Consider the following 23,228-nt stretch of genomic DNA (forward strand, 5'->3'; position numbering starts at 1 on the left):
TGGATTCCGCAAAGCTCGGCATGCCCGGAAAGCCCGGTGACAGCCAAACGTCGACAGCGGGGCGACGCCTCGGTCCCTTACAGGGCCCCGAGATCGACCGTGATGGAGAAAGGTGCGGTGGCCTTCACCGTGCCGGTGAACACCTCGCCGTCCCGGTAGGCCCTGGTAGCGGGGTCCAGAACGTACGTGTAGACGATCGGGAGCCCGGTGGCGGCCTGCTCGACCCGCCAGTAGAAGGGGATGCCGGCCTTGGAGTACTGGTCCACCTTCACGATCCGGTCCGTGGTCTCCGAACCGGGCGACACGACCTCGACGACCAGCAGTACGTGCTCGGGGCGGGTGGGTGTGAGGTCGATCGTCTCCGCCCGGTAGACGATGACGTCCGGACGGCGGTTGGTGAGCGGAACGTCCTGCAGGCGGACGTCGAAGTCCGTGTCCGCGTTCCAGTCCGGGCCCGCGGCGGCGTCCAGGGCATTGGCCAGGATTCGCGCCAGCCGGTTGTGCCGCTTGGAGGCGCTCGGGCTCACGACGACCATCCCGTCCACGATCTCGATGCCGGCGCACTGTTCCTCGGACCAGGAGTCGTACTGCTCCGCGCTGATCTGCGAATGCATCCACGCGGGCGCCACCATCTCGGCGGTCATGGTGTACCTCCTTCGAGGAGCCTCGGCAGGTCCAGCACTGCTGCGCCCAGCCTACTGTTCCGAGGTGCCAGGCCGCCCGCTCCGGAGGGAGGGAGTGGAGTTGCCACCACGAGATGGACCAGGAGTGCAATTCGGCCAAGCGAGGCGGGCGCGTGAGGGTTTCCCCGGTCGCGCCAGGCACTGTGAGAGGCTGGATCGTATGAACCGGTTGGCTGGTGTGACCTCGCCTTATCTGCTGCAGCATGCCGACAATCCCGTCGACTGGTGGCCCTGGACACCGGAGGCGTTCGAGGAAGCACGACGGCGCGATGTGCCCGTTCTGCTGTCGGTCGGATACTCGGCGTGCCACTGGTGTCACGTCATGGCGCACGAGTCCTTCGAGGACGACGACACCGCTGCGTACATGAACGAGCACTTCGTGTCCGTCAAGGTCGACCGCGAGGAGCGGCCCGACGTCGACGCCGTCTACATGGAGGCCGTGCAGGCCGCCACCGGACAGGGCGGCTGGCCTATGACCGTGTTCATGACGCCGGACGGGGAGCCCTTCTACTTCGGCACCTACTTCCCGCCGGAGTCCCGGCACGGCATGCCGTCCTTCGGTGACGTCCTGGAGGGCGTCTCCCGCGCGTGGACCGAGCGCCGCGACGAGGTCGCCGAGGTCGCCGGGAAGATCGTCAAGGACCTCTCCTCCCGCTCCCTCGCCTTCGGCGGCGCCGGCGTCCCCGGCGAGCAGGAGCTGGCCCAAGCGCTCCTCGGCCTGACCAGGGAGTACGACGCCACGCGCGGCGGCTTCGGCGGCGCACCCAAGTTCCCGCCGTCGATGGCGCTGGAGTTCCTGCTCCGCCACTACGCCCGTACGGGGGCGGAGGGCGCGCTCCAGATGGCTGCCGACACCTGCGAGGCGATGGCCCGCGGCGGTATCTACGACCAGCTCGGCGGCGGCTTCGCCCGCTACTCCGTGGACCGCGACTGGGTCGTGCCGCACTTCGAGAAGATGCTGTACGACAACGCCCTGCTGTGCCGGGTGTACGCGCATCTGTGGCGGGTCACCGGCAGTGACCTCGCCCGGCGGGTCGCGCTGGAGACCGCGGACTTCATGGTCCGCGAACTGCGCACGGCGGAAGGCGGTTTCGCCTCCGCGCTGGACGCCGACAGTGACGACGGGACCGGGAGGCATGTCGAGGGCGCGTACTACGTCTGGACGCCGGAGCAGCTGGCCGAGGTCCTCGGGGAGGAGGACGCCGGGTACGCCGCCCGGTATTTCGGGGTGACCGAGGAGGGCACCTTCGAGGAGGGGGCCTCCGTCCTCCAGCTCCCGAGCGAGGCGGGGGTGGCGGACGCCGGCCGGATCGCCTCGGTCAGGGAGCGGCTGCTCGCAGCGCGTGACCGGCGCCCGCGCCCCGGCCGCGACGACAAGATCGTCGCCGCCTGGAACGGGCTCGCGATCGCCGCCCTCGCCGAGACGGGCGCCTTCTTCGACCGGCCCGACCTGGTCGAGCGCGCGACGGAGGCCGCCGACCTGCTCGTACGCCTCCACATGGGCGAGGGCGCGCGGCTCTCCCGTACCTCCAAGGACGGTCATGCCGGAGCCAATGCCGGCGTCCTGGAGGACTACGCCGATGTCGCCGAGGGGTTCCTCGCGCTCGCCGGGGTCACCGGGGAGGGCGTGTGGCTGGAGTTCGCCGGGTTCCTGCTCGACATCGTGCTCGACCAGTTCGTCGCCGAGGGCGGCGCGCTGTACGACACCGCGCACGATGCCGAGACCCTGATCCGCCGGCCCCAGGACCCGACCGACAACGCGACCCCGTCCGGCTGGACGGCGGCCGCCGGCGCGCTGCTCTCCTATGCCGCGCACACCGGCTCCGAGGCGCACCGGGCCGCTGCCGAGGGTGCGCTCGGAGTGGTCAAGGCGCTGGGGCCGCGCGCGCCCCGGTTCATCGGCTGGGGTCTGGCCACCGCCGAGGCGCTGCTCGACGGGCCCCGGGAGATCGCGGTGGTCTCCCCGGCGGATGACGCCTTCGACGACGGCCCGGCCCGTGCCCTGCACCGCACGGCGGTGCTGTCCCCCGCGCCCGGCGCGGTCGTCGCCTTCGGCTCCCCCGACAGCGCCGAGTTCCCGCTGCTCAAGGACCGCCCTCTGGTCGACGGGGGAGCGGCCGCGTACGTCTGCCGTCACTTCACCTGCGACGCGCCGACGACGGATCCGGCCGAGCTGGCCCGCGTACTGTCCCGCTGACCGGAGGACGAGGCCGTGCCACCGGAGCCCGAGGAATGGGAAATGTCCGCACGTTAAATCGATTTCCGTCGCACACAGGTACGCGACGCGACATCGACGGGACGAATCACCCTCGTGCGGGGGCTGTGGAATGATGGGGAGCCCGCACTGGATGGGAGGGAGAAGATGGCGCCCGACCCAGGTAAATGGGAGCGGATGGCCTTCATTCCGAGGAGCCGTTATGTGGCGGACCCGCCACCGGCCACCCGTATCGACCCCGCCTCCTCCCCGTCGCCCGTCTATTCCTCGATGGTTCAGCGCTGGGCGCGCGCTGGCCGTACGGTGCCGGGCATGCCGGACCTGGAGTGGGAACGGCTGATGAACACGCCCATCTGGCCGCGTTGAACGGCGGTGTGTGCGTCCGTCGGAGTGCCCGCTGTGCCGTTCGCGCGGCATTCGGGGGAATTCGATGAGTGCGATGGAGTGAAGGGCGCCGATCCGACGATCTACCGGTTTCCTTATATGGCATGGTCGTTGAGATGTGTGCAGCGGAGGCCGGGCGCATGAATGCGCCCGCGCATCACGAAATCCGTGAACAGCCTTCCGCCGTAGAAAGGATCCAGACGAAATGATGTGTAAGAGGGCTGCGGCCGTCGTCGCCGGAATCGTCATGGCCATGGGTGCGGCGTCGCCCGCCTTCGCGGACGCGGGAGCGAAGGGCGCGGCCGTCGGTTCGTCGGGCTTCGTCTCCGGAAACGTCGTCCAGGTGCCGGTCCACGTGCCGATCAACATCTGCGGCAACAGCGTGAACCTCATCGGCCTGGTCAACCCGGCCTTCGGCAACACCTGCGTCAACGCCTGACGCATTCTCAGGGGCCGGTCCCGGAAGGCGTCCACCACGCCGTCCGGGGCCGGCCTTTTCCATGTCCGGGTGCACCAACCGGGCGATGTATATCCCCCGATGGGCTACTGAACGGATCGTGATCGCGTCCACGGCCAGCCCATTAGGAATACTTTCGGAGTATCAGACTGACGGATCGTCAAACGGTGTGATTCCCGAAGGAGTGGCCATGGCCCATCGAAAGCGGCAGACATCGAGAGTGTGGCTGGGGGTGTTCACCGCCGGTCTCCTCGCATCCGGCTCCGTCGCGCTGTCCTCCCCCGTTCACGCCGCCGAACCCGTCCCGGCCAAAAACCCCGCACCGTCCCTGTCCACCGCGATGGGAGCATTCCTGGAATCGGGTCCGGTGGGTGTCAGCCGGATCTCGCAGCTGGAGCGGTGGCTCGGCGGGCGCGAGCTGCGCGTCGGCCACACGTACCTTCCCGGTGACCTCTGGTCGAACATCGAGGGCCCCCCTGGCTTCCTGGACGCCTGGGCGGAGTGGCGCAACGAGCGGAAGGACCGGCTGTTCGTCCTGAACGTGCCGATGCTGGAGCGGAACGAGGCCGGCGTCTCCGACCACGAGGTCCGCCGTCAGCTCCAGCTCGGTGCGGCGGGGTACTTCGACCATCACTTCAAGACGCTGGCCGAACGGCTCGTCGGCCTGAAGGCGGCGGACACCGTCATCGTCCTCGGCTGGGAGATGAACGGGACCACGTACACGCACCGGTGCGCGCCGGATCCCACGGCGTGGAAGAAGTACTGGAACCGGATCGTCACCACCATGCGTTCCGTTCCCGGCCAGAAGTTCCGCTTCGATTTCACCCCGAGCCGGGGGACGGACGCCATTCCGTGGACGGAATGCTATCCGGGTGACGACGTCGTCGACATCATCGGCATGGACTCGTACGATCAGCCGACGGGGGCTGGTTTCGACCGGCACGTCAAGGAGCCGTACGGGCTGCAGAAGCAGGTGGATTTCGCGGCCGAGCGCGGCAAGGAGATCTCCTATCCGGAATGGGGGCTCTTCCGGAACGGCGACAATGCCGAGTACATGCGCCGGATGCTCGAATGGATGGACGAGCACAAGCCGCTGTATCACACGATCACGGACTACTGCCCGCACGGCGTCTGGCAGTGCGGCGACAATCCGCGGTCGGCGCAGGTCTTCCGGCAGAAGCTGTACGGGGTCGAGCCGGAGATCCCCGAGGTGCCGGAGGTTCCTGAGCTCCCCGAGGTTCCGGAGATCCCACAGAAGCCGGAGCCGAAGCCCGAGCCCAAGCCCGAGCCCAAGCCGGAGCCGAAGCCGGAGCCGAAGCCGGAGCCGAAGCCCGAGCCCAAGCCCGAGCCCAAGCCGGAACCGAAACCGGAGCCCAAGCCCGAGCCCAAGCCCGAGCCCAAGCCCGAGCCGAAGCCGGAGCCGAAGCCGGAGCCGAAGCCGAAGCCGGAGCCGAAGCCGGAACCGAAGCCGGAGCCGAAGCCCGAGCCCAAGCCGGAACCGAAGCCGGAACCGAAGCCCGAGCCCAAGCCGGAGCCCAAGCCCGAGCCCAAGCCCGAGACGCAGTGCTGGACCATCAATCTCGGTTCCTGGGTGGAGAGCTGGATCGGTGGCACCATCTGCGTCCCCAAGGACAGCGGCTGGAAGGACGAGGCCGACGACGGCTGGAACGGATTCATGAACGCCCTGTGGGTGTTCTGACCGGAGAAGGACCCCCCACGGCGGCGGAGGCGATCAGCCTCCGCCGCCGTTCGTCCGTCCTCGCAGCCGTCCGACCACCCGCCCAACCCACGCCCGCTCCCGCGCCTGCCGGCCCGCCCAGCGCCGTGCGCCCGCCGCGCCCGCCAGCAACCACAGCAGCGGAGCCGCACCCCAGCCGCTCATCATCAGCCGCTGGTTCGGGACGCGCTCCGGCCGCCAGTGCCGCTTGTACGGTTCATCGCCCCTGAGCAGGCTCAACGTGACCCGGCCGCTCCCGCCCGACCGGCGTGCCCCGTGCCGCAGCAGCATGGTCGCGACGTCGACCTTCCGGTCGCGCAGCACCGGGTCGGCGCCGTACAGATAGCCCCCGGACAGCCGTGGTGACATCAGGGTCAGATCGGCGGCCACGACGTCCCCGGCCAGCCGGAACTCGGTCACCATCGCGTCCCCGCGCTCGACCATGGGCCGCACCGCCCGCGCGAGATGCTGGGCGAACCGGTCGCTGGTGTGCTCCACGGTCACCGCCCGGCCGCGCCACTGACGCTGATGCAGGGTCAGGAGGCGTTCCAGGGCCGCCGGCACCTCCTCGCCGGTCACGACCCGCTCGTCGATCCCGAGGGCGTCCAGCTTGCGCAGCTTGGCGCGCACCCGCTGCTGAGCCTTCCCCGTGGGGATCCGTGCGAGCAGGGCGTCCATCGGCACCGCCGGCAGCTCCAGGCAGAGCGAGTCGGCGAGCCGGCGGCGCGGCCCGCGCCAGCAGGCGAGGATCCGCTCGGACGCCGCGCCCTGCCGCACCTCGCGCAGGTCGACCACCGCCCCGCGCGCCGCCTCCGCCAGCGCCCGGGCCAGCAGGGGCACGGCCTCGGGGCAGGCGTCGTCGAGGAGCACATCGGTGAAGTCGGTGATGGCGCCGCCGAGCGGGGTGAGGACCGGCAGCGGCCGCCAGGCGCGCATCAGGGGCGCGGCGGCGACCAGTTCACCGTCCTTCCGCCGTACGAGGACCAGCCGCAGCGCACCCGGCCTGCCGTACGACAGCCACCAGGAGTGGAGCCAGGAGTGGGACTGGAACGGGGTCGCCGTGGAGCACCGCCCGTACAGCGAGGTCCACCGCTCGGCGAGCCGGCCGAACTCCGCGCCGTCCCGGCAGACCTCGCTCCGCAGACCGTGCGTGCCGCCGGTGGTCACACCGACTCCGGTTCGTGCCGGTGCACGGTCCCGGTCGCCGCCGCCGTCGCGGGCGTGGACGTGGCGGCGGACGGACCCGGGACGGCGGCGGACGGCTGCCGCGAGTGGCGGGCCTCGGCACGGGCGGTGCGCCGGGGCCGGACAAGGAGCGCCAGTCCGCCGAGCAGACCGCCCGCGCAGGCGCCGACCAGCGCGGACAGCGGCGCGGACGGCGAGACAGGCTCCACCGGCTTGGTCGCCCGGGAGAACTGGACGACCTTCACCCCCGTGCTGCCGGAGACGTGCGTGCTGTTGAGGACCAGCGCGCGGGCGACGCCGTCGGCCATGGAGACCGCCTTGGCCGGCTCGGACGCCCGCGCCGTGAGGGAGATCATCGGCGCGTCGGGGGAGGTCGCGGCCTGCACACTTGAGCGCAGGGTCGCGACCGGCACCCCGGCCCACACCTGGGCGTCGCCGGTCACAGCGAGGTCGGTGGCGACCCTGCCGTACGCCTGGGCGAACCCGACGGCCGAGGCCGGGTCCGACTTCTCGCCGGGGACCACGACGACATAACTGGTCGCCTCGTACTCCGGGGTCTTCAGCACGCCGTAGCCGCCCCCGAGGGCGGCGCCGACCAGCACGGAGGCGGGCAGGAGCCACGATCGGCGCGGGCCGCGCAGAGCGCTTCGCAGGGCGGAACGGGACGGGTTCATGGGCTGGCTCACTTCGAGGGAGGAGGGGTGCCGTGGACGGCCTGTTCGTAGAGGGACATCAACTGTTGGGCGCTGTGGGCGATGTCGTAGCGATGAGCGGCGGCGGGCGGTGGCAGCCGGACGGGGCGGGCGTCCCGGATGCCGCCCAGCGCGCTGATCAGTTCGGGTACGGACGGGCCGATCCGCCGGGCCCCGGGCGCCGCGCCGGGCGGCAGGTCGTCGATCGCCGGACAGGCCACGTACAGCACGGGCAGTCCGGCGGCCAGCGCCTCGACGGCCGCGAGCCCGAACGCCTCGTCGGGCGAGGTGGAGACGAAGACGTCCATCGCGGCGAGCAGCGACGGCAGGTCGGGCCCTTCGCCGCCGGCGGGCGGCGGGTCCTCGCAGGCCCCCGCGAGCAGCACCCGGTCGGCCACCCCGTACGCGCGGGCCGCGGTGAGGAGCCGCTCGCGCTCCTCGCCCTCGCCGACCAGGAGCAGCCGCGCCTCCGGCACCGCCGCCACCGCCCGCACGAGGCGGTCGAACCGCTTGCCGGGCGCCAGCCGCCCCACCCCGCCGACGACGAACGCGTCCTCGGGCAGGCCGAGCAGCTTCCGGGTCAGACGCCGGGCGTCCTCCGTGTAGCCGAAGCGGGCCGACTCGATGCCGTTCGGGACGACATGGATACGGGAGGGGGCCACGCCCCACTCCGCCAGGCGGCGGGCGACGCTGGGCGAGACGGCGACCGTGGCGGTGCCGAGCCGCTCGGTCGCCCGGTACAGGGCACGGGTGCCGGCGGAGAGCGGACGGCCCTCGATCTGCGTGTCGCCGAGGGAGTGTTCGGTCGCCACGACGGTACGGACCCCGGCGAGACGGGCGGCGATCCTGCCGTACACACAGGCCCGGTAGAGGTGCGTGTGGACGAGGTCATAGCGTCCGGCGCGGATGATCCGGACGAGGCGTGGCAGGGCTCCGAGATCGCGGTTGCCCGCCATGCCGAGGTGGGTGACGGGGACGCCGTCGGCCTCGATGCCGCGCGCGACCGGCCCCGGGTTGGTGAGGGTGACGACCTCGCTCCGGGTGGGCAGATGGCGCAGCAGCAGCCGGAGCTGCTGCTCGGCGCCCCCGATGCCGAGGCCGGTGATGATGTGCAGGACCTTCATCGGGCCTCCGCCCCCGCCGGGCTCGTGGCCAGTGCTGGCGAAGAGGCCCGCGTACGGTGCAGATCGGCGGGTTGGCGGCGGCGCAGGGGGTGCAGGACGCGCTTGGCGGTGAGCCGCCACGCGGTGTCCCGCTCGTCGATGTGGACCCGGGGCAGCGCGTGCGCGCTCGCCAGCCGGCCGGGGTCGATGGCGCAGGCGTGGCGGTAGCCCGCGTCCCGCACGGCCCGGATCGTCCGGGCGTCGACATGCCCGTAGGGGTAGCAGAAGCCGTCCACCGACGCGCCGGTGATCTCCTCCAGGAGGGTGCGGCTGCGCCGGGTCTCGTCGGCGAGGGCCGCGTCGTCGGTGGCGGGGAGCGAGACGTGCCGCAGGCCGTGCGAGCCGATCTCCATACCGGCCTCGGCGGCGCGCCGGATGCCGTACTCGGTCAGCAGGGGCTTGCGGGGTCCTTCGCCGTCCCAGCCGTTCTCACCGCCGATCCGGCCGGGCAGGACGTACACGGTGGCGGTGAAGTCATGGCGGCGCAGCAGGGGGAGGGCGGAGTCGAGGAAGTCGGCGTACCCGTCGTCGAAGGTGAGGCCGACCAGGCCCTTCGCGCGGCCCGCGGCGGCCGCGCGGAGCAGTTGGCGCACCGAGACGCCGCGCAGGCCCCGGTCGCTCAGCCAGTTCAGCTGCCGGGCGAAACGGTCGGGGGAGACGGTCACCCGGTACGGATCATCCGGGGTGTCCGCGATCGAGTGGTACATCGCCACCCACAGGGGCGGCGTCGGCAGCAGACGGCGAATCGCGGCGGCGCGGGGCGCCATGACAGCGTGCATGGGCGAGCCTTCGTGATGCGGTGCGGGTGAGGGGCGGGATGTCCGGCGCGCGGGGGGCGCAGGCGAGGAAGAGCAGGAAGACCCCGGCGGCGACGAGCGTCGTGATCGCGAGGGAGAGGACGGCCGGGCCGATCAGGGAGGAGCAGAGCCAGCCGGCGCCGGTGGCCCAGGCGGCCGCCGTTGCCAGCCGCAGCAGCCCCTCGCCGAGGGTGCGGACGCGGAGGGGGATGGACTGGCGGCGCGCCCCGAGGAGCAGCATCACCGCGGTCAGGGTGATCCCGAGCGCGTTGGCGGCGGCGATGCCGACGGCGCCCCACAGCCGGGCTCCCGGCACTCCGGCGCCGGCGGTCACGGCGAGACCGGCGGCCATCGCGGTGGCCGGGTACCAGAGCGGCCGGGCGGCCGAGAAGTAGCAGCGGACCAGGGCGCCGACCATCGTCTGGCCGAGCAGTCCGAGGGCGTAGACACGCATCACGGCGGCGGTCGCCGCGGTGTCGGTGCGGTCGAACGCGCCGCGCTGGAAGAGGATCTCGACGATCTGCGGGGCCGCCGCGATGACGATCGAGGCGCCGCCGAGGACGACGACGGCGGCGAGCAGCAGATCCCGCTCGACGCGGCGGCGGGCACCCTCGGTGTCACCGGACGCCATGGCGCGGGCGACGACCGGGAAGCTGACCGTGCACAGCATCAGGGAGAGGATCATCGGCATCTGCGCGATCTTCTGCGCGTAGTTGAGATGCGAGATGGCGCCGGCGGGGAGCGGGGAGGCGAGGAAGCGCTCCACGAGGATCTGCGACTGGCGGGAGAGCGCGAAGACGATGACCGGTGCGATGAGCCCGAGCACGAGGAGCCGCCCGTCGCCCGTACCGGTCGTATCGGGCTCCGCCTCCTTCGCCACCGGCGGGCGCCGCAACTCCCGCAGCAGGAAGGGGGCTTGGACCAGCACCATCAGTACGCCGCCGACAGCGACACCGGCCGCGGCGGACCGCACGCCGAAGGGCTCGCGCAGCACCACGATCGTGCCGATGATCCCGATGTTGTACGCGACGTAGATGGCGGCCGGTGACAGGAAACGGCCGTGCGCGCGCAGCGCGGCGGAGAAGTAGCCGGCGAGCGCGAAGGTCAGCACGCAGGTGGCGGTCAGCCGGGTGCAGTCGACGGCGAGCCGCGGATCGGGTAGACCGGGCGCGAGGGCGGCGACGAGGAACGGCGCGGCGAGGATCAGCAGCGAGGAGACGGCGCTGACGGTGAGCGCCAGCCGGGGCAGCGTGGCGCGTACGAGGGCACGGACGGGGTCGTCGGCCGTGCCGCCGCACCGCCGGGCGAGGGCGCGGCTGAACGCCGGCACCAGGATCAGCGCCATCGCGTCCTCGATGAGGAGCGTCGAGGCGAACTCCGGCACGGTCCAGGCGACCAGGAACGCGTCGGTCTCGGCGCCCGCGCCGAAGAAGTGCGCCAGGATCTGGTCCCGTACGAGACCGAGCACCGCCCCGGCCGCGGTGAGCCCCGCCGTGACGGCGGCGGCCCGCGCCAGAAACCGCCCGGACGCCGACGCCGCCACACGCCGCCGGCCCCGCCGGGGCGCACCGACGGCACCCTTCCGGCGCCCGGCGGGCGCCGGGCCGGGGACGCCGTCCGGCCGTTGCGCGGAGACGGCCGAGCCTCCGTCGGCGCCCGGCCGGTGAACGCCGTCCGGCCGTTGCGCGGCGGGAGCCGAGCCGGTGTCCGTGCCCCGTTGCGGGTGGAGGGCCGCGCCCCCGCCTCGCGGTAACGCGTCCGTCGGTTCCGGGTCCCCCCGCCAGGGGTCACGCACGCTTCACCTCCGCCAGCGACCACCAGGCCGCCAGGCCGAGCACGACCGACAGCAGCACCGTGGAGGGCCCGCCGATGTCCGCGTAGAAGAAGTCGACCAGCTGCCAGGACAGCAGTCCGATCGCCACCAGCGCGCAGTCCGCACCCCGGGCGCGCCGTCGCAACGCCCCCACCAGGAGCGCCGCCCAGCTCCCGGCCAGCGCGAGGAGCCCCACCAGGCCCTGCTCGCTCAGCACCAGCAGGTACATGTTGTGCGGCGACAGCAGCGGCTGGCGCTGGAACGCCGACCCCGCGCCCGCCGTGTCACTGCCCGAGGACAGCGCCAGCGAGGCGTGGGAGTCGCGGTACCGCGGAAAGCCCTTCAGGCCCACCCCGGTCAGCGGTTCCGCGCGCCACATCCGCCCGGCCGCCGCCCACATCGTGTACCGGTCCGTCACCGACTGGTCAGGCGCGGCCGTCACCCGCGTGATGCTGGCGACCCGCTCCTTCACCATCGTCGAGCCGATCCCGAGCCCGCCGACCAGGACCACCGCGAGCGCGCCCACCGTGAGCGCCACCCGCCCGGCCCGCCGCAGACCGGAGAGCAGCAGCTGGAACGCGCACGCCAGCACCGTCGCGATCCACGCGCCCCTGCTGTAGGAGAGGACCAGCGGCAGGAGGAGCAGGCCCGCGCAGACAAGGGCCACCGTCCGGGTCCGCCCCCGGCCGCTGCCCAGCGCGATGCCGGTGACGACGACGAGACCGTACGAGACGACCGTCGCCATGCCCATCACATCGGTCGGGCCGAACGTCCCCACCGCCCGCACGTCCTCGCCCATGTACGAGGCGCCCGTCCCGGTCAGCGACTGGGTCACCCCGACCGCGCCCTGCAGCAGCGCCAGCGCGACCAGCGCCCACGCGACCACCGCGAAGTCCCGCCGGTCGCGGATCGTCAGGAGCACGGCCGCCGGGACGAGCACGAAGACCTGGACGTAGCGGGCGACGCCCGGCAGGCTCGCCGCCGGGTCGTTCGAGGTGATGGCGGCCAGACAGATCCCGAGGACCGGCAGGCCGAGGACGACCGCCGCCCACCGGGTCAGCGGCCGTGCTCCGCCGCGTACCACCCGCACCAGGCAGATCAGGACGAGCAGCCCGGAGGCCGCGTCCGCGATCGTGCCCGTACCGCCGGTGCCGCCCTCCGCGCCGCCGCCGGCCGGGACGAGCAGCAGTCCGATCACCGCCAGGACCGGGGACAGCGCCCCGGCCCTGCGCGCCAGGTCGCGTACGTCGGCGGGCGCGGCGGCGAACGCCGCGGCCGTCGCCATCATCAGCTCCCCGCCGGTCGGACCAGACCGGCCGCGGTGCGCAGCAGAATGCGGACGTCCTGCCAGAGCGACCAGTGGTCGATGTAGTGGTTGTCGAAACGGCAGCGGTCCTCGATCGAGGTGTCGCCGCGCAGTCCGTGCACCTGCGCCAGTCCCGTCAGTCCGACCGGCATCCGGTGCCGGGCCGCGTATCCGGCGTGGATGCGGCTGAACTGGGCGACGAAGTACGGCCGTTCGGGACGGGGTCCGACCAGGCTCATGTCCCCGCGCAGCACGTTCCACAGCTGCGGCAGCTCGTCCAGCGAGGTCCGCCGCAGGAACCCGCCGACCGCGCTCATCCGCCGGTCGTCGGCCACGCTCCACCGCGTCGCCGACTCGGTCTCGTCGGCCGGGCGCAGCGTACGGAACTTCAGCAGCGTGAAGAGCCGCCCGTTCTGCCCCACCCGCTCCTGCCGGAACAGCACACCGGGCCCGTCGGAGAGCCGCACGGCCAGCGCGCACAGCAGCAGGACGGGCAGCGAGCAGGCCAGCGCGGGACCGGCCACCGCCAGGTCGAGCGCGCGCTTCGCGGCCAGACCGCGCCGCTCGGACAGCGGTACGAGCCGGCGGCAGCCGTACCCCCACAGGTGGTCGCTCATCGGCCCGTCCTGACCCTCGCCGCCCACCCGCCAGGTCGTGCAGCCGTAGTGCTGGAAGAGCCTCACCAGCCCGGGGTCCTCGGTCAGGAACACCGCGTCGCGGACGGTGGTCTGGATGACCGCCCGGTGGATCTCCTCCGTGGTCGTCAGGACCGGAAGCCCAGCCTCCGTCGGGTGCTGCGGAGCCCCGCCGTCCTGCCGGGTGGTGACGATCCCCACCGGTCTGATGCCGTACTCCGGATGCTGCCCCACCACCGCCGCGAACCGGCGCGCCGCACCCGGCCCGCCGACCACCAGCGCCGACCGCGGATGCGCCCGGGCGATCCGCCGCCTGCGGGCGTGGACCGCACCGCGCGCCACGCACACGGCGGCGAGATGCGTGGCGTACGCGGCGCAGAGCGCGGCAGGACCGATCGCCCGCCCCGGGGTGTACGCGGCGACGGCGGCGGCCGCCACGCACCACGCGACCCCGGCGCGCGAGGCGAGCGCGGGCAGCTCGTCCAGTACGGAGGCGAGGCGGCCGGGCCGGTGCAGACCCGCGTACGCGTCGAGGGCGAGGACCAGCCCGGCGACCAGGAGCAGCAGCCGGACCCCGGAGTGCGGGGCGGGCATGAGCCCGACGGCGAGCAGCACGGCCAGACCGTCGGCCGCGATCAGCGGTACGGCGGCGAACCGCGGCGGCGCGGGGCGGCGCGGCGGGAGCGCCAGCCGGTCCGGCCGGCCGCGCTGCGGGGCGAGGGCGGCGAGACCGGGGCCCGCGTGGGTCGCCGAGGGCCAGGGGCCCGGTGCGGGAGGGACGCTGGTGCTTTCCGTGGTCACTGGGCAATCGGCTCTCTGTGCTCGGTGCACCGCACTCCGGCCAGCTCGCGGTACACGTCCGCGACGGCCGCGCCGGTGCGCCGCACATCGAATCTGCTGAGTACGTGCTCGTGGGCCTGGCGGCCCAGGGAGTGCCGCAGCTCCGGCCGGCCGAGAAGGCGGCCGACGGCGGCGGCGAGGGCGGCCGGGTCCTCGGGCGGGACCAGGCACAGGGGTTCGTGGCCGGGTGGGAGACTCTCGCGGGCCCCGGCCACGTCGCTGACGAGGACCGGCCGGCCGCTCGCCATGGCCTCCAGGGGCGCCAGCGCCATGCCCTCCCAGCGGGACGGCAGAACGACCAGGTCGGCCGCGCGGTACCAGGGGGCGGTGTCCGCCACGGCGCCGGCGAACCGGACCGAGGCCGGCGCTCCGGCCCGCAGCCGCTCGCCGTCCGGTCCGTCGCCGACGAACACCAGGCGGGCGGTGGGGAACTCGGCGGCGACGGCGGGCCAGGCGGCGAGCAGCACGTCCTGACCCTTCTGCCGGCAGAGCCGTCCCACGCAGACGACGAGGGGGCCGCCGTCGCGCCCGGAGACATCGGGCTCCGGCTGCGCGCCGGCACCGCCGAACCTGGCCACATCCACGCCGTTGTGGATGACCGACCAGGACGCCCGGACGCCGGCCTCCTCGCCGGTGCGGCGTTCGGCCTCGCTGACGCAGACGATCCGCTGCGTCCAGCGTGCCGCCCAGCGCTCCCAGCGCCGGGCGAGCGCGCCGACCGTGCCGTCGACGGCCTCGAAGGACCAGGCGTGCGGCTGGTACACGGTCGGAATCCGGCCCCGCAGGGCGAGTCGGGCGCACAGCCCGGCCTTGGCGCTGTGGGCGTGGACCAGGGCGGGGCGGACGGTGCCGATCAGGCGGGCGAGGTCGCGGGTCTCGCGGACCAGCGCCGGGCCGGGCTCGCGCCCGGCGCGCCAGACGTGCACCGAGGCGCCCTCGGCGCGGACGGCGCCGGCGAGCGGGGTGTCCGGCGGGCAGGCGACCGCCACCCGCATCCCCGATCCGAGCTGGGCGCGGACCAGATCCGTGACGACACGGGCGACTCCGGCCTCACCGGGCTGGACCGCGTGCAGAACGGTGAGGGAATGGGAATCCGATTTCCGTGAAGGCCGCACGTCAGAAGAGCACTTCGAGCCGGACGGTCTCGGCCGCCTCGGCCGAAGGGTTCGGGACGCGGACGCACAACAGACCGCGGCGCACCGCACCAACCGCTGAATTCCGCATACAGGTTCTCCGCTTTGATGAGAGGAGGAAGGGAAGACCCGTCGAGATCGGGAGAGAAGAAGAGTTCGTCCGCACGAAATGAGTGAACGCGCGGCGGGGCCGGAAGCAACGTTGTTGAACGTTATAACCCCAACGCCGGGCGATAGTAAGCATTAGATGTCCGGAAAAGCGAACTTCCGTATCCACCAGGCAGGTTCCCGGCCGGGCGTGTTGCTGCTCTCTCCGATCGGTCTGCCATTCGGCACCCCTATGGCCCAAAGATCGGTTGAACGTCACCCGTTCGGGAGAGCAACCAATGAAATGGAACCGCGTTGTTGAGGGAGTCGGACGTCTCCGTCCGCATCGACCGTCAGGTCTCAGTGGTTTCACTACATTCGAGGAGCGCTTCCCCATGTCCCGTATCGCGAAGGCTGCAGTCCTGACCGTCGGTGTCGCCGTGTCCGTCGCGGGTGCCACCGGTGTCGCCGTCGCCGACGCCCACTCCAAGGGCGCTGCCGTGGGTTCCAACGGCTTGCTCCTGAACGGGAACGTCGTGCAGGTCCCGATCCACATCCCGATCAACCTCTGCGGCAACACCGTCAACCTCGTCGGCCTGCTGAACCCGGCCTTCGGCAACACCTGCGTCAACGCCTGATCTCGCACACCGCACCGCCGTCCTTCCGAGGCCGGCGCACCGCCCCGTCCAGGGTGCGGTGCGTCGGCCTTCCGCTCGTTCGGGGGCGCACCCTTGTGCGCCGCCCGGTGCAACGGCGTACGCCCCCGACAGGGGCAGGTCGGGGCGGGGGATTCACTCGAACGAAGGGGTGGCGCTCAGTAGTTCCCCCGTAGCGGAGTGCTATAGCCGCAGGCAGGCAAGCGGCCCCGGATCGGGCACGGCGCACACACGTCCGGTCGGCAAATACGACCGCGGCCCTTCGTTCGGGTGCTGTGCCGGGAAATCCTTCCTGCTGGAGTTTCCGGGGAGCGGACCCCTCGTTACAGAAGGCGGAACGACGTACAGGAATCGGCCAAGAGGACTGTGCGGCAAGCGACTTGCTTGCGAGAGACGCCCTAGAGGAAGGACTCACCCCATGAAGCCCACCAAGGTTGCCGCGGTCGTCGCCGGTTCTGTGATGGCTCTGGCCGCCGCCGCCCCCGCGATGGCCGCCGAGTCGGCCGCCGTTCCCACGAGCCTCGACGGCGGGCTGGGTTCGATCGCCGGCCAGGGGCTCGGCGGCAAGGGGCTGAAGACGGACGAGCTGAGCAGCACCACGGAGGGTTCCGTGGTCAAGAAGGTCGGGGACACCGCGGGCTCCCTGAACAAGTCCGACCAGGCCGGATCGCTGCTCGGTGGTCTCCCGCTCGGCAACTGACGGGCCCTCACGCGCCCGCAGCCGGGGGTTTCCGCTCCCCCTGCACCCACCACATCCTCCTCCGCCCGGTCCCGGCGGACGTTGCCACCCGCGCTCACCGTTACGCCACGTGGTCGGCCGATCGAATGATTTTCTGATCGCCCGCCGTGTGGCCTCGGTTTCTCGCCGCCCGCCGCTCCTACGCTCTCGCCAACCCCACGGAAGGTTGGCCCATGGAGAGTCCGAGGACGGCAGCGCTCGACCGCGCGTCGCGGTCGCCGCGGAGCGTTCGCCCGGTCTCCTTGAGCCTCGCTTTCCGTAGTCAGTCCCTCAGCGGCTGACGCACCGAGTGCGTGGACAGGCCGGTCGGAGCGAGGGGGGTCCCCCGCCGGTCTCTCCTTTTCTCCAGAGGAAGAGCGGGATGCGATCCATCATCAGCAGGAAACTGATCACTGCCGCCGCCGCGACGGGCATTCTGTCGCTGACCGGCGGCTTCGCCATGGCGGCGAACTCCACGCCCGGTACGGGTGAGGGCCCCGGCCGCGGCACGGGCCACCACCTCCAGCTCACCCCCGGCTCCGATCTGTGCGGCCACCCCATGAAGCTCGGCGAGGCCGCGGCGGCGGTCGGCGATCTGTGCACGCGCGCGGGTCTCGACCCCGACGGTTACGGGGACGACGACGTCCCGGACGACGACCACCCGAAGCCACCCGGCAACCCGGACCACCCGGAGAACCCGGAGAACCCGGATCACCCGGGGAACCCGGGCCACCCGGAGCCTCCGACGAAGCCGCCCGCCACGCCCCCCACCAAGCCGCCCACGACCCCGCCCACCAAGCCCCCGACGACGCCGCCGGGCGAGTGCGAGGAGCCCAAGCCGGGGTGCGAGGAGCCGACCAAGCCCCCGACGACGCCTCCCACGAAGCCTCCGACCAAGCCGCCCACCAAGCCCCCGACGACCCCTCCGACGAAGCCGCCCGCCACGCCCCCCACCAAGCCGCCCACGACTCCGCCGACGACGCCGCCGGGCGAGTGCGAGGAGCCGGGGCCGGGGTGCGAGGAGCCGACCAAGCCTCCCGTCACCACACCTCCCTCCACCCCGCCCGGTGGGCCGGGCAAGCCCGAGCTCCCCGACACCGGCAGTGACTCCGCGCTGTGGGCCGCCGCCGCCACGAGCGCGGCGCTGCTCCTCGGCGGAACGGTCGTCCGCCTCCGCGCGGGCCGCTTCGCGTCCGCCGGACGTCAGGAGCGCCGACACTGACGCGCTGTGCTGACGTCCCGTCAACCGAGCCCCCCGCCCATCACCGGTGGGGGGCTCCGGCGTTGCTGCAGACAGGGGAATTTCGCGACGTTCGGCCCGGACGGCTCGTTCACAGGACACAGCAACACCGCACTCTTGTCTTCTGCTCTGAAGGGCGTACGCAGTCATGAATCTGCGATCTCAAGCCGGCATGGGAATCCTCGTGACCGCTCTCGCCTCCGCGGCCATGGCCGCCCCCGCGGCCGCCGTCGAGGCACCGGTGAACGTGCCGCTCCAGGGGCTGGAGCCGGTGATCCCCATGGACGCTCCCACGGTCTCCACCGCCGCCCCGCTGCCCATGCCCGGCGCTCCCACCGGATTCCACCCCGGGCGGGCGGGTTCGCTGCCCGACATCGGGCTGCCCACGGTACCGCTCGACACCGACATGCCGGAGAGCGTCGTCGCCGCCCCGCTGCCGGAGGTCATCGAGGGCAGCGAGCTCGGCGAGGCGCTACTGACCACCCCCCGCTCCAAGATGGCGGCGACCACGCCCGGTGCCCTCGTCGGCAACCCGCTCACCCAGCCGCGTGCCGACCGTGGCGGGATGCCCGGGTTCACGTCGCCGAAGGCCGGCGTCATCGCCCCCGCCGTGACGGGGGCGCTGGACTCCCAGCTGGGTCTGGCGCAGCCGACGGCCTGACGGCGTTCTTCTGTGCGATCGGTGACCCGGCGGGTGAAGACACGATTCTTCCCCGCCACCCGAGGGGTCGTTGCTCGTTACAAGAGAAGGCTTGTCGCATGGCCGTGGCCCGCGGACCCGGGGGTCGCTCCGCCGTATCCGACGGTGGGTGGACCCGGTTCCGCGGGCCTTCCCTCTCCTGGTTCTGTTCCATCCGGCCTAAAGGGCGTGACTCACACGCCTTTTCGGCGTTAACACGAATGACGGCCGTGATTCTCGCGGTCGCCTTTCCACGTCCAAGGAGTTCTTGATGTCTCGCATCGCGAAGGCTGCCGCTGTCCTCGCCGGCTCGGGTGCCGTTGCCCTCAGCGGAGCCGGCATGGCCGTCGCCCATTCCGGCGCGGAGGGCGTAGCCGTCAACTCAAGCGGTATCGCCTCCGGCAACGTGGTGCAGGTTCCGATCCACGTCCCGATCAACCTGTGCGGCAACACCGTCACCATCATCGGCCTGATCAACCCGGCGTTCGGCAACCAGTGCGCGAACGTCGACGGCCACGGCCACGGCCACGGCGACGGTGGCTACGGCGGCTGATCCCCCAGATCACCGAGCGGCCCCCCGGCAGACCTGCCGGGGGGCCGCTGACGTACGCCCGGAATCTAGGCGTACCGGTAGAGCTTGCTGTGGTCGAGCATCTGGGCCGGGGTGACGCCCCACGGACCCATCCGCTCGTGGAGGGCCGCGATCCGGCGGTACTGCGAGTCGCCCAGCGGGGGCGGCTTCGCCGGGAGGTAGCCGGCGCGCGGGTTGCGCTGCTGCCAGCGTGACCAGAGCAGGTCGACGAAGGAGTGGTGCAGCCAGAACACCGGGTCGTTGACCGAGGCGCCGCCCAGCATCAGGCCACCGACCCAGCGGTGCACCCGGTTGTGGATACGGTGGCGGTCGTTGCCCCGGCCCGGTGCCCAGCCTTCGAGCCGGTTGCGGAAGCCCGAGCGGCTCGTCGAGTTCCACGGCGCCATGTCGTACACCGTCTCCCGCATCACCTCGTCCAGCTGCGCCTTGGTGGGCAGGCTGATCGGGTCCGACGGGCGGCCGAAGTCCCTGGTGAGGAAGCGGTTCTCGGTCATGCCGTGCTTCACGGCCCAGCGCCCGCCCGCGTGGGCGAAGGGGCCGGTCATCACCTGGAGGTCGCCGCGGCGGCCGTTGCCGCCCATGAAGTCGTCGTTCCAGAGGGACGCGGCCGGGGTGTTGTCGCGCGTCCAGTCCCAGTACGGCACGGTCACCGACGGGTCGATCCGCTGCAGCGCCCGCTCGAACTCCAGCAGGAACTTGCGGTGCCAGGGCAGGAAGCTCGGCGTCATATGGGCCACGCGGAGGCGGCCCTCGCCGTCGGATACGTAGTACTCGATGTGCGTACGGACGAACTCGTCGTACGTCCCCCGGCGCTTGAGTTCCAGGACGGCGGAGACGAACTTCCTCCGCTCGGCGCCGGTCAGATCGCGCTGGTTCTTACGTGTGTGGACCACGCTGGCTCCCTCCCGGGTGGACGCCGTGGGCCGCGGCGTAGCGGGTCAGCGGCGCGGACCCCAGCTCGTCGACGGCCGCGCGGGTGGCCTCCAGTGGTGTCGGACAGGACTGGTAGTGATCGATGGGGGTGAGATAGCCGCCGTCCGCGCAGCGCATCAGATGCAGCGGCCGCCCGTCGACGAGGACCTCCGGCGCACCGCTCGGGGCGGCCCGGCCCTGGATACGGCGCCCCCGGTACATCTCGTCGAAGGCGTCGAAGGCGTCGCCGGTGCCGCCCGAGGCGGTCGGGGCGGCGGGGCGCCCTTCGCGGGGCGTGGCGGCGACACGTGCGAGCGCGCCGCCCGTGAAGGCGGCCAGGGTCGCGGGAAAGAGGAAGCGCAGTGCGACGCGGCGCGGGACGATCATGAGTGATCTCCTGATGCTCGGCGAATGCCCTCAGGGCACAACGATGAAATCCCGACTTCGTTGCGGGGGAAATGGCTCAGGGATGAATGTCGGCCGTTCGGGTGAATTCGGCGCGGAATGGCGGGCGTGCGACCACTAGCATCCGGACCCATGACTTCTTCCAATGTCGTTTCCGAGACGCTCAGCGACTCCCCGCTGGGGACCCTCTCGACCGTCCTCTGGACCATGGGCGCCACCGAAGACAAGCCCGCGACCGCGTATCTGATGGTGTATTCGCTCGGCAACGGCAGTGAGGGCCCCGAGGCCTGTGCGGAGGCGATGCGTGCCGCCGTGGAGGGCATGGGCCTGACCGTCGGCGGGCCGGTGGTCGACGCGTCCAAGGATTCCCGGGTCGACGCCCATCTCCTGGTCGAGGCGGGGCAGGCGGTCCTCACCCTGCCGTTCCTGAAGGTCCAGTGCGCGGTGCCGGCGGAGTGGGAGGCGGCCGCCAAGGAGCTCGGACACGCCTACCTGGTCTGCTCCGTCCGCCCCTGGCCCGACGCCGCGCCCGGCGAGCCGGTCTCGGAGGAGCAGTTGCGGTCCTTCTTCTCCGGCGAGAACCCCCTGGCGACCGGAGGACATGCCGTGCTGCCGGTGCGGCGGCTGCAGGGCTGAGCGGGGAAGGCGGCGGCGTCATGGCGACGGCGAACGTACGCGGCGGGGTGCCGGGGCAGCGGCAGCTCGCGCAGGACGACGCGACGCACGGACCGGCCGCGGCGAGCCGGGCCCTGGCCTGGCTGCTCGTGGTCACCGGTGCGGCCGGTGTGCTGGCCGCCTGGGTCATCACGCTCGACAAGTTCCTGCTCCTGGAGGATCCGGACTTCCAGCCGGGGTGCAGCCTGAACCCGGTCGTCTCCTGCGGCAGCATCATGAAGAGCGAGCAGGCGGCGGTGTTCGGCTTCCCGAACCCGATGCTGGGCCTCGTGACGTACGCGATGGTCGTGGCCGTCGGCGCCGGGCTGCTGGCCGGGGCCCGCTACCGCGGCTGGTTCTGGCTGGGGCTCAACGCCGGGACGCTGTTCGGTGTCGGCTTCTGCACCTGGCTGATGTACCAGTCGCTGTACGAGATCAACGCGCTGTGCCTGTGGTGCTGCCTGGCCTGGGCCGCCACCATCGTCATGTTCTGGTACGTCACCTCGCACAACGTGCGGACCGGGCTGCTGCCCGCGCCCGCCGCGCTGAAGGGCTTCTTCGAGGAGTTCACCTTCGCCCTGCCCGTCCTGCACATCGGGATCATCGGGATGCTGATCCTGACCCGGTGGTGGGACTTCTGGACCAGCTGACGTGACCCTCTCCCGCCGGCCGCGGGCCGCACTGATCGTGCTGCTCGCGGCCGTTCTCGTGCTCGTCCTGCCCTCCGACCGGCTCGCGCCGGGCACCCGGCCGAGCGCGGGACCCGCCGTGCCGGAGGCGGAGCCGGCGGCTCTGACGGTGCCGTCCGGTTTCTTCACCGGCTCCGACGCGACAGGGGTACGGCGGATCGGCGAGGTGCAGCGCTGGCTCGGCGGCGGCTCGCTGACCGTCGGGCACACGTATCTGCCCGGCGACCGCTGGTCCAACATCGAGGGGCATCCGGCGCTCTTCGAGCCGTGGGCGCGGTGGAAGGAGGCGGGCCCGGGGCGGCTGTTCGTCCTGAACGTGCCGCTGCTCGACCGCAGCGAGGACGGCCTGCCGGACGACGAGGTCCGGGCGGGGCTGCGGCGCGGGGCGGCGGGGGCGTACGACGGCCACTTCCGCACACTGGGGGAGCGGCTCGTGGAGCACCGGCTGGCCGACGCGGTCCTGGTCCTGGGCTGGGAGATGAACGGGACCACCTACAGCCATCGCTGCGGACCGGACCCGGAGACCTGGAAGACGTACTGGCGGCGGGTCGTGGGCGTGCTGAGGGACGTGCCCGGGCAGCGCTTCCGTTTCGACTTCACCGCGAGCCGGGGGCGGGACGCCGTGGAGTGGCCGCGCTGCTACCCGGGCGACGCCTATGTCGACATCATCGGGATGGACGCCTACGACCAGCCGGAGGGGCTGGACTTCGCCGGACAGGTGGGGGAGGAGTACGGGCTCGCGGATCATGTGCGGTTCGCGGCGGCGCACGGCAAGCCCGTCTCGTACCCGGAGTGGGGGCTGTTCCACAACGGCGACAATCCCGCGTACGTGCGCGGGATGCTCGACTGGTTCGCGCGGCACCGGCCCGTCTACCAGACCTTCACCGACTACTGCCCGCACGGGGTGTGGGGCTGCGCGGACAATCCCGAGTCGGGGAAGGTCGTCAGGGGCGCGTTCGGAGCGCCAGGCCGTCCTTGAGGGCGTCGACGGTCCGGTTCAGGAGTGGGATCAGGTCGTCGTCGCGCCGGCCGCGTTCGGCCCAGTAGACGGTCGCCTCGCGCAGCGCGCCGAGGACCGCCGCCGTGAAGACCCGTACCTCCAGGTCGTCCGTGGCGCGTCCGGTGCGTTCGGCGAGGGCGTCGGCGAGGCGCCGGCCGGTCTCGGCCGTGGTCTCGGTGAGCCGGGCCCGTACGGCGGGGACCTCCACCAGGAGGCGGGCCCGCAGCCGGGTCTCCTCGGGTTCGTCGGCCAGGACCGCCGTCACCGCGTCGAGGATCACGGCGCGCAGCGACTCCAGCGGCTCCTCGTCCGCGGGGCGGGCCCGCAGCCGGGCCTCCACCAGCGGATCCAGCTCGCTCGTCAGGAGGATGTCCTCCTTGACCGGGAAGTAGCGCACGACGGTGGAGGGGGAGACGTCGGCGGCGGCCGCGATCCGCTCGACGGTGGTCGCCTCCCAGCCGTCCGCGGCGGCGAGCCGGTAGGTGGCCGTCCGGATCGCCGCCCGGGTCCTGAGCTTCTTGCGTTCGCGCAGGCTGGGGCGTGGGGGAGTGTCGGCGGCCATGGCCGTCATTGTCC

Annotated in this window: 24 protein-coding genes; 12 read left to right on the plus strand and 12 right to left on the minus strand. The window is 72.3% G+C overall.

The genetic code is table 11. The annotated features are described in order from the left end of the window. Nucleotides 1–77 precede the first annotated feature (77 nt). Nucleotides 78–644, minus strand: a complete 567-nt coding sequence (locus ACIRB4_RS03500) for a Uma2 family endonuclease (protein ID WP_403288161.1) — start codon at nucleotides 642–644, stop codon at nucleotides 78–80. Nucleotides 645–843: 199 nt separating this feature from the next. On the opposite strand from ACIRB4_RS03500, the gene ACIRB4_RS03505 reads away from it, so the two are divergent. The 4 genes from ACIRB4_RS03505 (at nucleotide 844) to ACIRB4_RS03520 (ending at nucleotide 5,438) form a co-directional block, all read left to right on the plus strand. Beyond that, nucleotides 844–2,880, plus strand: a complete 2,037-nt coding sequence (locus ACIRB4_RS03505) for a thioredoxin domain-containing protein (protein WP_403288162.1) — start codon at nucleotides 844–846, stop codon at nucleotides 2,878–2,880. A 222-nt stretch (nucleotides 2,881–3,102) separates the two neighbouring features. After that, on the plus strand, nucleotides 3,103–3,264 hold the full coding sequence (locus tag ACIRB4_RS03510) for a hypothetical protein (RefSeq protein WP_403288163.1): 162 nt from the start codon (nucleotides 3,103–3,105) through the stop codon (nucleotides 3,262–3,264). A 226-nt stretch (nucleotides 3,265–3,490) separates the two neighbouring features. Beyond that, on the plus strand, nucleotides 3,491–3,721 hold the full coding sequence (locus ACIRB4_RS03515) for a chaplin (RefSeq protein ID WP_403288164.1): 231 nt from the start codon (nucleotides 3,491–3,493) through the stop codon (nucleotides 3,719–3,721). A 208-nt stretch (nucleotides 3,722–3,929) separates the two neighbouring features. Further along, on the plus strand, nucleotides 3,930–5,438 hold the full coding sequence (locus ACIRB4_RS03520) for a glycoside hydrolase family 26 protein (RefSeq protein WP_403288165.1): 1,509 nt from the start codon (nucleotides 3,930–3,932) through the stop codon (nucleotides 5,436–5,438). Between the two features lie 33 nt (nucleotides 5,439–5,471). Here ACIRB4_RS03520 and ACIRB4_RS03525 read toward each other — a convergent pair whose 3' ends face one another. The 8 genes from ACIRB4_RS03525 to ACIRB4_RS03560 all read right to left on the minus strand — a co-directional run bounded on the left by ACIRB4_RS03525 (nucleotide 5,472) and on the right by ACIRB4_RS03560 (nucleotide 15,002). Next, nucleotides 5,472–6,623, minus strand: coding sequence for a GNAT family N-acetyltransferase (locus ACIRB4_RS03525; RefSeq protein WP_403288167.1), 1,152 nt, complete (start codon nucleotides 6,621–6,623; stop codon nucleotides 5,472–5,474). Beyond that, complete coding sequence (locus ACIRB4_RS03530) at nucleotides 6,620–7,315, minus strand: lipopolysaccharide biosynthesis protein (protein ID WP_403288168.1); 696 nt, start codon at nucleotides 7,313–7,315, stop codon at nucleotides 6,620–6,622. The genes ACIRB4_RS03525 and ACIRB4_RS03530 overlap by 4 nt, the downstream gene beginning before the upstream one ends. Nucleotides 7,316–7,323: 8 nt before the next feature. Then, on the minus strand, nucleotides 7,324–8,457 hold the full coding sequence (locus ACIRB4_RS03535) for a glycosyltransferase (protein ID WP_403288169.1): 1,134 nt from the start codon (nucleotides 8,455–8,457) through the stop codon (nucleotides 7,324–7,326). Continuing rightward, nucleotides 8,454–9,263 carry a polysaccharide deacetylase family protein gene (locus ACIRB4_RS03540; RefSeq protein WP_403288170.1) on the minus strand — a complete coding sequence of 270 codons (810 nt, stop codon included), beginning with the start codon at nucleotides 9,261–9,263 and terminating at the stop codon, nucleotides 8,454–8,456. Before ACIRB4_RS03540 ends, ACIRB4_RS03535 begins: the two co-directional genes overlap by 4 nt. Then, nucleotides 9,172–10,836, minus strand: coding sequence for a murein biosynthesis integral membrane protein MurJ (murJ, locus tag ACIRB4_RS03545; protein WP_403288171.1), 1,665 nt, complete (start codon nucleotides 10,834–10,836; stop codon nucleotides 9,172–9,174). The genes ACIRB4_RS03540 and murJ overlap by 92 nt, the downstream gene beginning before the upstream one ends. 244 nt (nucleotides 10,837–11,080) lie before the next feature. Further along, nucleotides 11,081–12,394 (minus strand): O-antigen ligase family protein, encoded by a 1,314-nt coding sequence (locus ACIRB4_RS03550; protein WP_403288172.1) that lies wholly within the window; start codon nucleotides 12,392–12,394, stop codon nucleotides 11,081–11,083. Then, complete coding sequence (locus ACIRB4_RS03555) at nucleotides 12,394–13,848, minus strand: sugar transferase (protein WP_403288173.1); 1,455 nt, start codon at nucleotides 13,846–13,848, stop codon at nucleotides 12,394–12,396. The genes ACIRB4_RS03550 and ACIRB4_RS03555 overlap by 1 nt, the downstream gene beginning before the upstream one ends. Next, the gene (locus ACIRB4_RS03560) at nucleotides 13,845–15,002 is read right to left on the minus strand and encodes a glycosyltransferase (protein WP_403288174.1); all 1,158 of its coding nucleotides are present in this window, start codon (nucleotides 15,000–15,002) and stop codon (nucleotides 13,845–13,847) included. Before ACIRB4_RS03560 ends, ACIRB4_RS03555 begins: the two co-directional genes overlap by 4 nt. A 500-nt stretch (nucleotides 15,003–15,502) precedes the next feature. On the opposite strand from ACIRB4_RS03560, the gene ACIRB4_RS03565 reads away from it, so the two are divergent. The 5 genes from ACIRB4_RS03565 (at nucleotide 15,503) to ACIRB4_RS03585 (ending at nucleotide 18,953) form a co-directional block, all read left to right on the plus strand. Further along, nucleotides 15,503–15,745, plus strand: coding sequence for a chaplin (locus tag ACIRB4_RS03565; RefSeq protein WP_403288175.1), 243 nt, complete (start codon nucleotides 15,503–15,505; stop codon nucleotides 15,743–15,745). A gap of 436 nt (nucleotides 15,746–16,181) precedes the next feature. Further along, a complete protein-coding gene (locus tag ACIRB4_RS03570; RefSeq protein ID WP_403288176.1) occupies nucleotides 16,182–16,463 on the plus strand; it encodes a hypothetical protein in 282 nt (93 codons plus the stop codon). Between the two features lie 400 nt (nucleotides 16,464–16,863). Continuing rightward, on the plus strand, nucleotides 16,864–17,703 hold the full coding sequence (locus ACIRB4_RS03575) for a hypothetical protein (protein WP_403288177.1): 840 nt from the start codon (nucleotides 16,864–16,866) through the stop codon (nucleotides 17,701–17,703). A gap of 190 nt (nucleotides 17,704–17,893) precedes the next feature. Next, on the plus strand, nucleotides 17,894–18,382 hold the full coding sequence (locus ACIRB4_RS03580; RefSeq protein WP_403288178.1) for a hypothetical protein: 489 nt from the start codon (nucleotides 17,894–17,896) through the stop codon (nucleotides 18,380–18,382). A 289-nt stretch (nucleotides 18,383–18,671) separates the two neighbouring features. Next, nucleotides 18,672–18,953: a chaplin gene (locus tag ACIRB4_RS03585; RefSeq protein WP_403288179.1), complete on the plus strand. Its 282-nt coding sequence runs from the start codon at nucleotides 18,672–18,674 to the stop codon at nucleotides 18,951–18,953. 65 nt (nucleotides 18,954–19,018) lie between these two features. Here ACIRB4_RS03585 and ACIRB4_RS03590 read toward each other — a convergent pair whose 3' ends face one another. Continuing rightward, nucleotides 19,019–19,885 carry a tyrosinase family protein gene (locus ACIRB4_RS03590; RefSeq protein ID WP_403288181.1) on the minus strand — a complete coding sequence of 289 codons (867 nt, stop codon included), beginning with the start codon at nucleotides 19,883–19,885 and terminating at the stop codon, nucleotides 19,019–19,021. Continuing rightward, nucleotides 19,869–20,291 (minus strand): tyrosinase family oxidase copper chaperone, encoded by a 423-nt coding sequence (locus tag ACIRB4_RS03595; RefSeq protein ID WP_403288182.1) that lies wholly within the window; start codon nucleotides 20,289–20,291, stop codon nucleotides 19,869–19,871. Before ACIRB4_RS03595 ends, ACIRB4_RS03590 begins: the two co-directional genes overlap by 17 nt. A 150-nt stretch (nucleotides 20,292–20,441) precedes the next feature. On the opposite strand from ACIRB4_RS03595, the gene ACIRB4_RS03600 reads away from it, so the two are divergent. Genes ACIRB4_RS03600 through ACIRB4_RS03610 form a run of 3 tightly spaced genes read left to right on the plus strand, consistent with a single transcriptional unit; the run spans nucleotide 20,442 to nucleotide 22,631 of the window. After that, on the plus strand, nucleotides 20,442–20,945 hold the full coding sequence (locus ACIRB4_RS03600) for a DUF5949 family protein (protein WP_403288184.1): 504 nt from the start codon (nucleotides 20,442–20,444) through the stop codon (nucleotides 20,943–20,945). Nucleotides 20,946–20,965: 20 nt separating this feature from the next. Then, a complete protein-coding gene (locus ACIRB4_RS03605; RefSeq protein WP_403288185.1) occupies nucleotides 20,966–21,613 on the plus strand; it encodes a vitamin K epoxide reductase family protein in 648 nt (215 codons plus the stop codon). Nucleotide 21,614: 1 nt separating this feature from the next. Next, nucleotides 21,615–22,631 (plus strand): glycoside hydrolase family 26 protein, encoded by a 1,017-nt coding sequence (locus ACIRB4_RS03610; protein WP_403288186.1) that lies wholly within the window; start codon nucleotides 21,615–21,617, stop codon nucleotides 22,629–22,631. On the opposite strand, the gene ACIRB4_RS03615 is transcribed toward ACIRB4_RS03610, so the two are convergent. Beyond that, nucleotides 22,597–23,223, minus strand: coding sequence for a TetR family transcriptional regulator (locus tag ACIRB4_RS03615; protein ID WP_403288188.1), 627 nt, complete (start codon nucleotides 23,221–23,223; stop codon nucleotides 22,597–22,599). The two genes, ACIRB4_RS03610 and ACIRB4_RS03615, sit on opposite strands and share 35 nt — an antisense overlap. Nucleotides 23,224–23,228: the final 5 nt, after the last annotated feature.

The sequence above is a fragment of the Streptomyces sp. NPDC093600 genome (assembly GCF_044764755.1).
Classification (GTDB): Bacteria; Actinomycetota; Actinomycetes; order Streptomycetales; family Streptomycetaceae; genus Streptomyces.

Bases quoted from the DNA above. Each gene is read 5' to 3' on its own strand.
- ACIRB4_RS03585 (WP_403288179.1), top strand. From the start codon at position 18,672: ATGTCTCGCATCGCGAAGGCTGCCGCTGTCCTCGCCGGCTCGGGTGCC.
- ACIRB4_RS03515 (WP_403288164.1), top strand. From the start codon at position 3,491: ATGTGTAAGAGGGCTGCGGCCGTCGTCGCCGGAATCGTCATGGCCATG.
- ACIRB4_RS03500 (WP_403288161.1), bottom strand. From the start codon at position 644: ATGACCGCCGAGATGGTGGCGCCCGCGTGGATGCATTCGCAGATCAGC.
- ACIRB4_RS03595 (WP_403288182.1), bottom strand. From the start codon at position 20,291: ATGATCGTCCCGCGCCGCGTCGCACTGCGCTTCCTCTTTCCCGCGACC.
- ACIRB4_RS03575 (WP_403288177.1), top strand. From the start codon at position 16,864: ATGCGATCCATCATCAGCAGGAAACTGATCACTGCCGCCGCCGCGACG.
- ACIRB4_RS03550 (WP_403288172.1), bottom strand. From the start codon at position 12,394: ATGATGGCGACGGCCGCGGCGTTCGCCGCCGCGCCCGCCGACGTACGC.
- ACIRB4_RS03540 (WP_403288170.1), bottom strand. From the start codon at position 9,263: ATGGCGCCCCGCGCCGCCGCGATTCGCCGTCTGCTGCCGACGCCGCCC.
- ACIRB4_RS03615 (WP_403288188.1), bottom strand. From the start codon at position 23,223: ATGACGGCCATGGCCGCCGACACTCCCCCACGCCCCAGCCTGCGCGAA.
- ACIRB4_RS03530 (WP_403288168.1), bottom strand. From the start codon at position 7,315: ATGAACCCGTCCCGTTCCGCCCTGCGAAGCGCTCTGCGCGGCCCGCGC.
- ACIRB4_RS03535 (WP_403288169.1), bottom strand. From the start codon at position 8,457: ATGAAGGTCCTGCACATCATCACCGGCCTCGGCATCGGGGGCGCCGAG.
- ACIRB4_RS03600 (WP_403288184.1), top strand. From the start codon at position 20,442: ATGACTTCTTCCAATGTCGTTTCCGAGACGCTCAGCGACTCCCCGCTG.
- ACIRB4_RS03605 (WP_403288185.1), top strand. From the start codon at position 20,966: ATGGCGACGGCGAACGTACGCGGCGGGGTGCCGGGGCAGCGGCAGCTC.
- ACIRB4_RS03580 (WP_403288178.1), top strand. From the start codon at position 17,894: ATGGGAATCCTCGTGACCGCTCTCGCCTCCGCGGCCATGGCCGCCCCC.
- ACIRB4_RS03520 (WP_403288165.1), top strand. From the start codon at position 3,930: ATGGCCCATCGAAAGCGGCAGACATCGAGAGTGTGGCTGGGGGTGTTC.
- ACIRB4_RS03570 (WP_403288176.1), top strand. From the start codon at position 16,182: ATGAAGCCCACCAAGGTTGCCGCGGTCGTCGCCGGTTCTGTGATGGCT.
- ACIRB4_RS03565 (WP_403288175.1), top strand. From the start codon at position 15,503: ATGTCCCGTATCGCGAAGGCTGCAGTCCTGACCGTCGGTGTCGCCGTG.
- ACIRB4_RS03505 (WP_403288162.1), top strand. From the start codon at position 844: ATGAACCGGTTGGCTGGTGTGACCTCGCCTTATCTGCTGCAGCATGCC.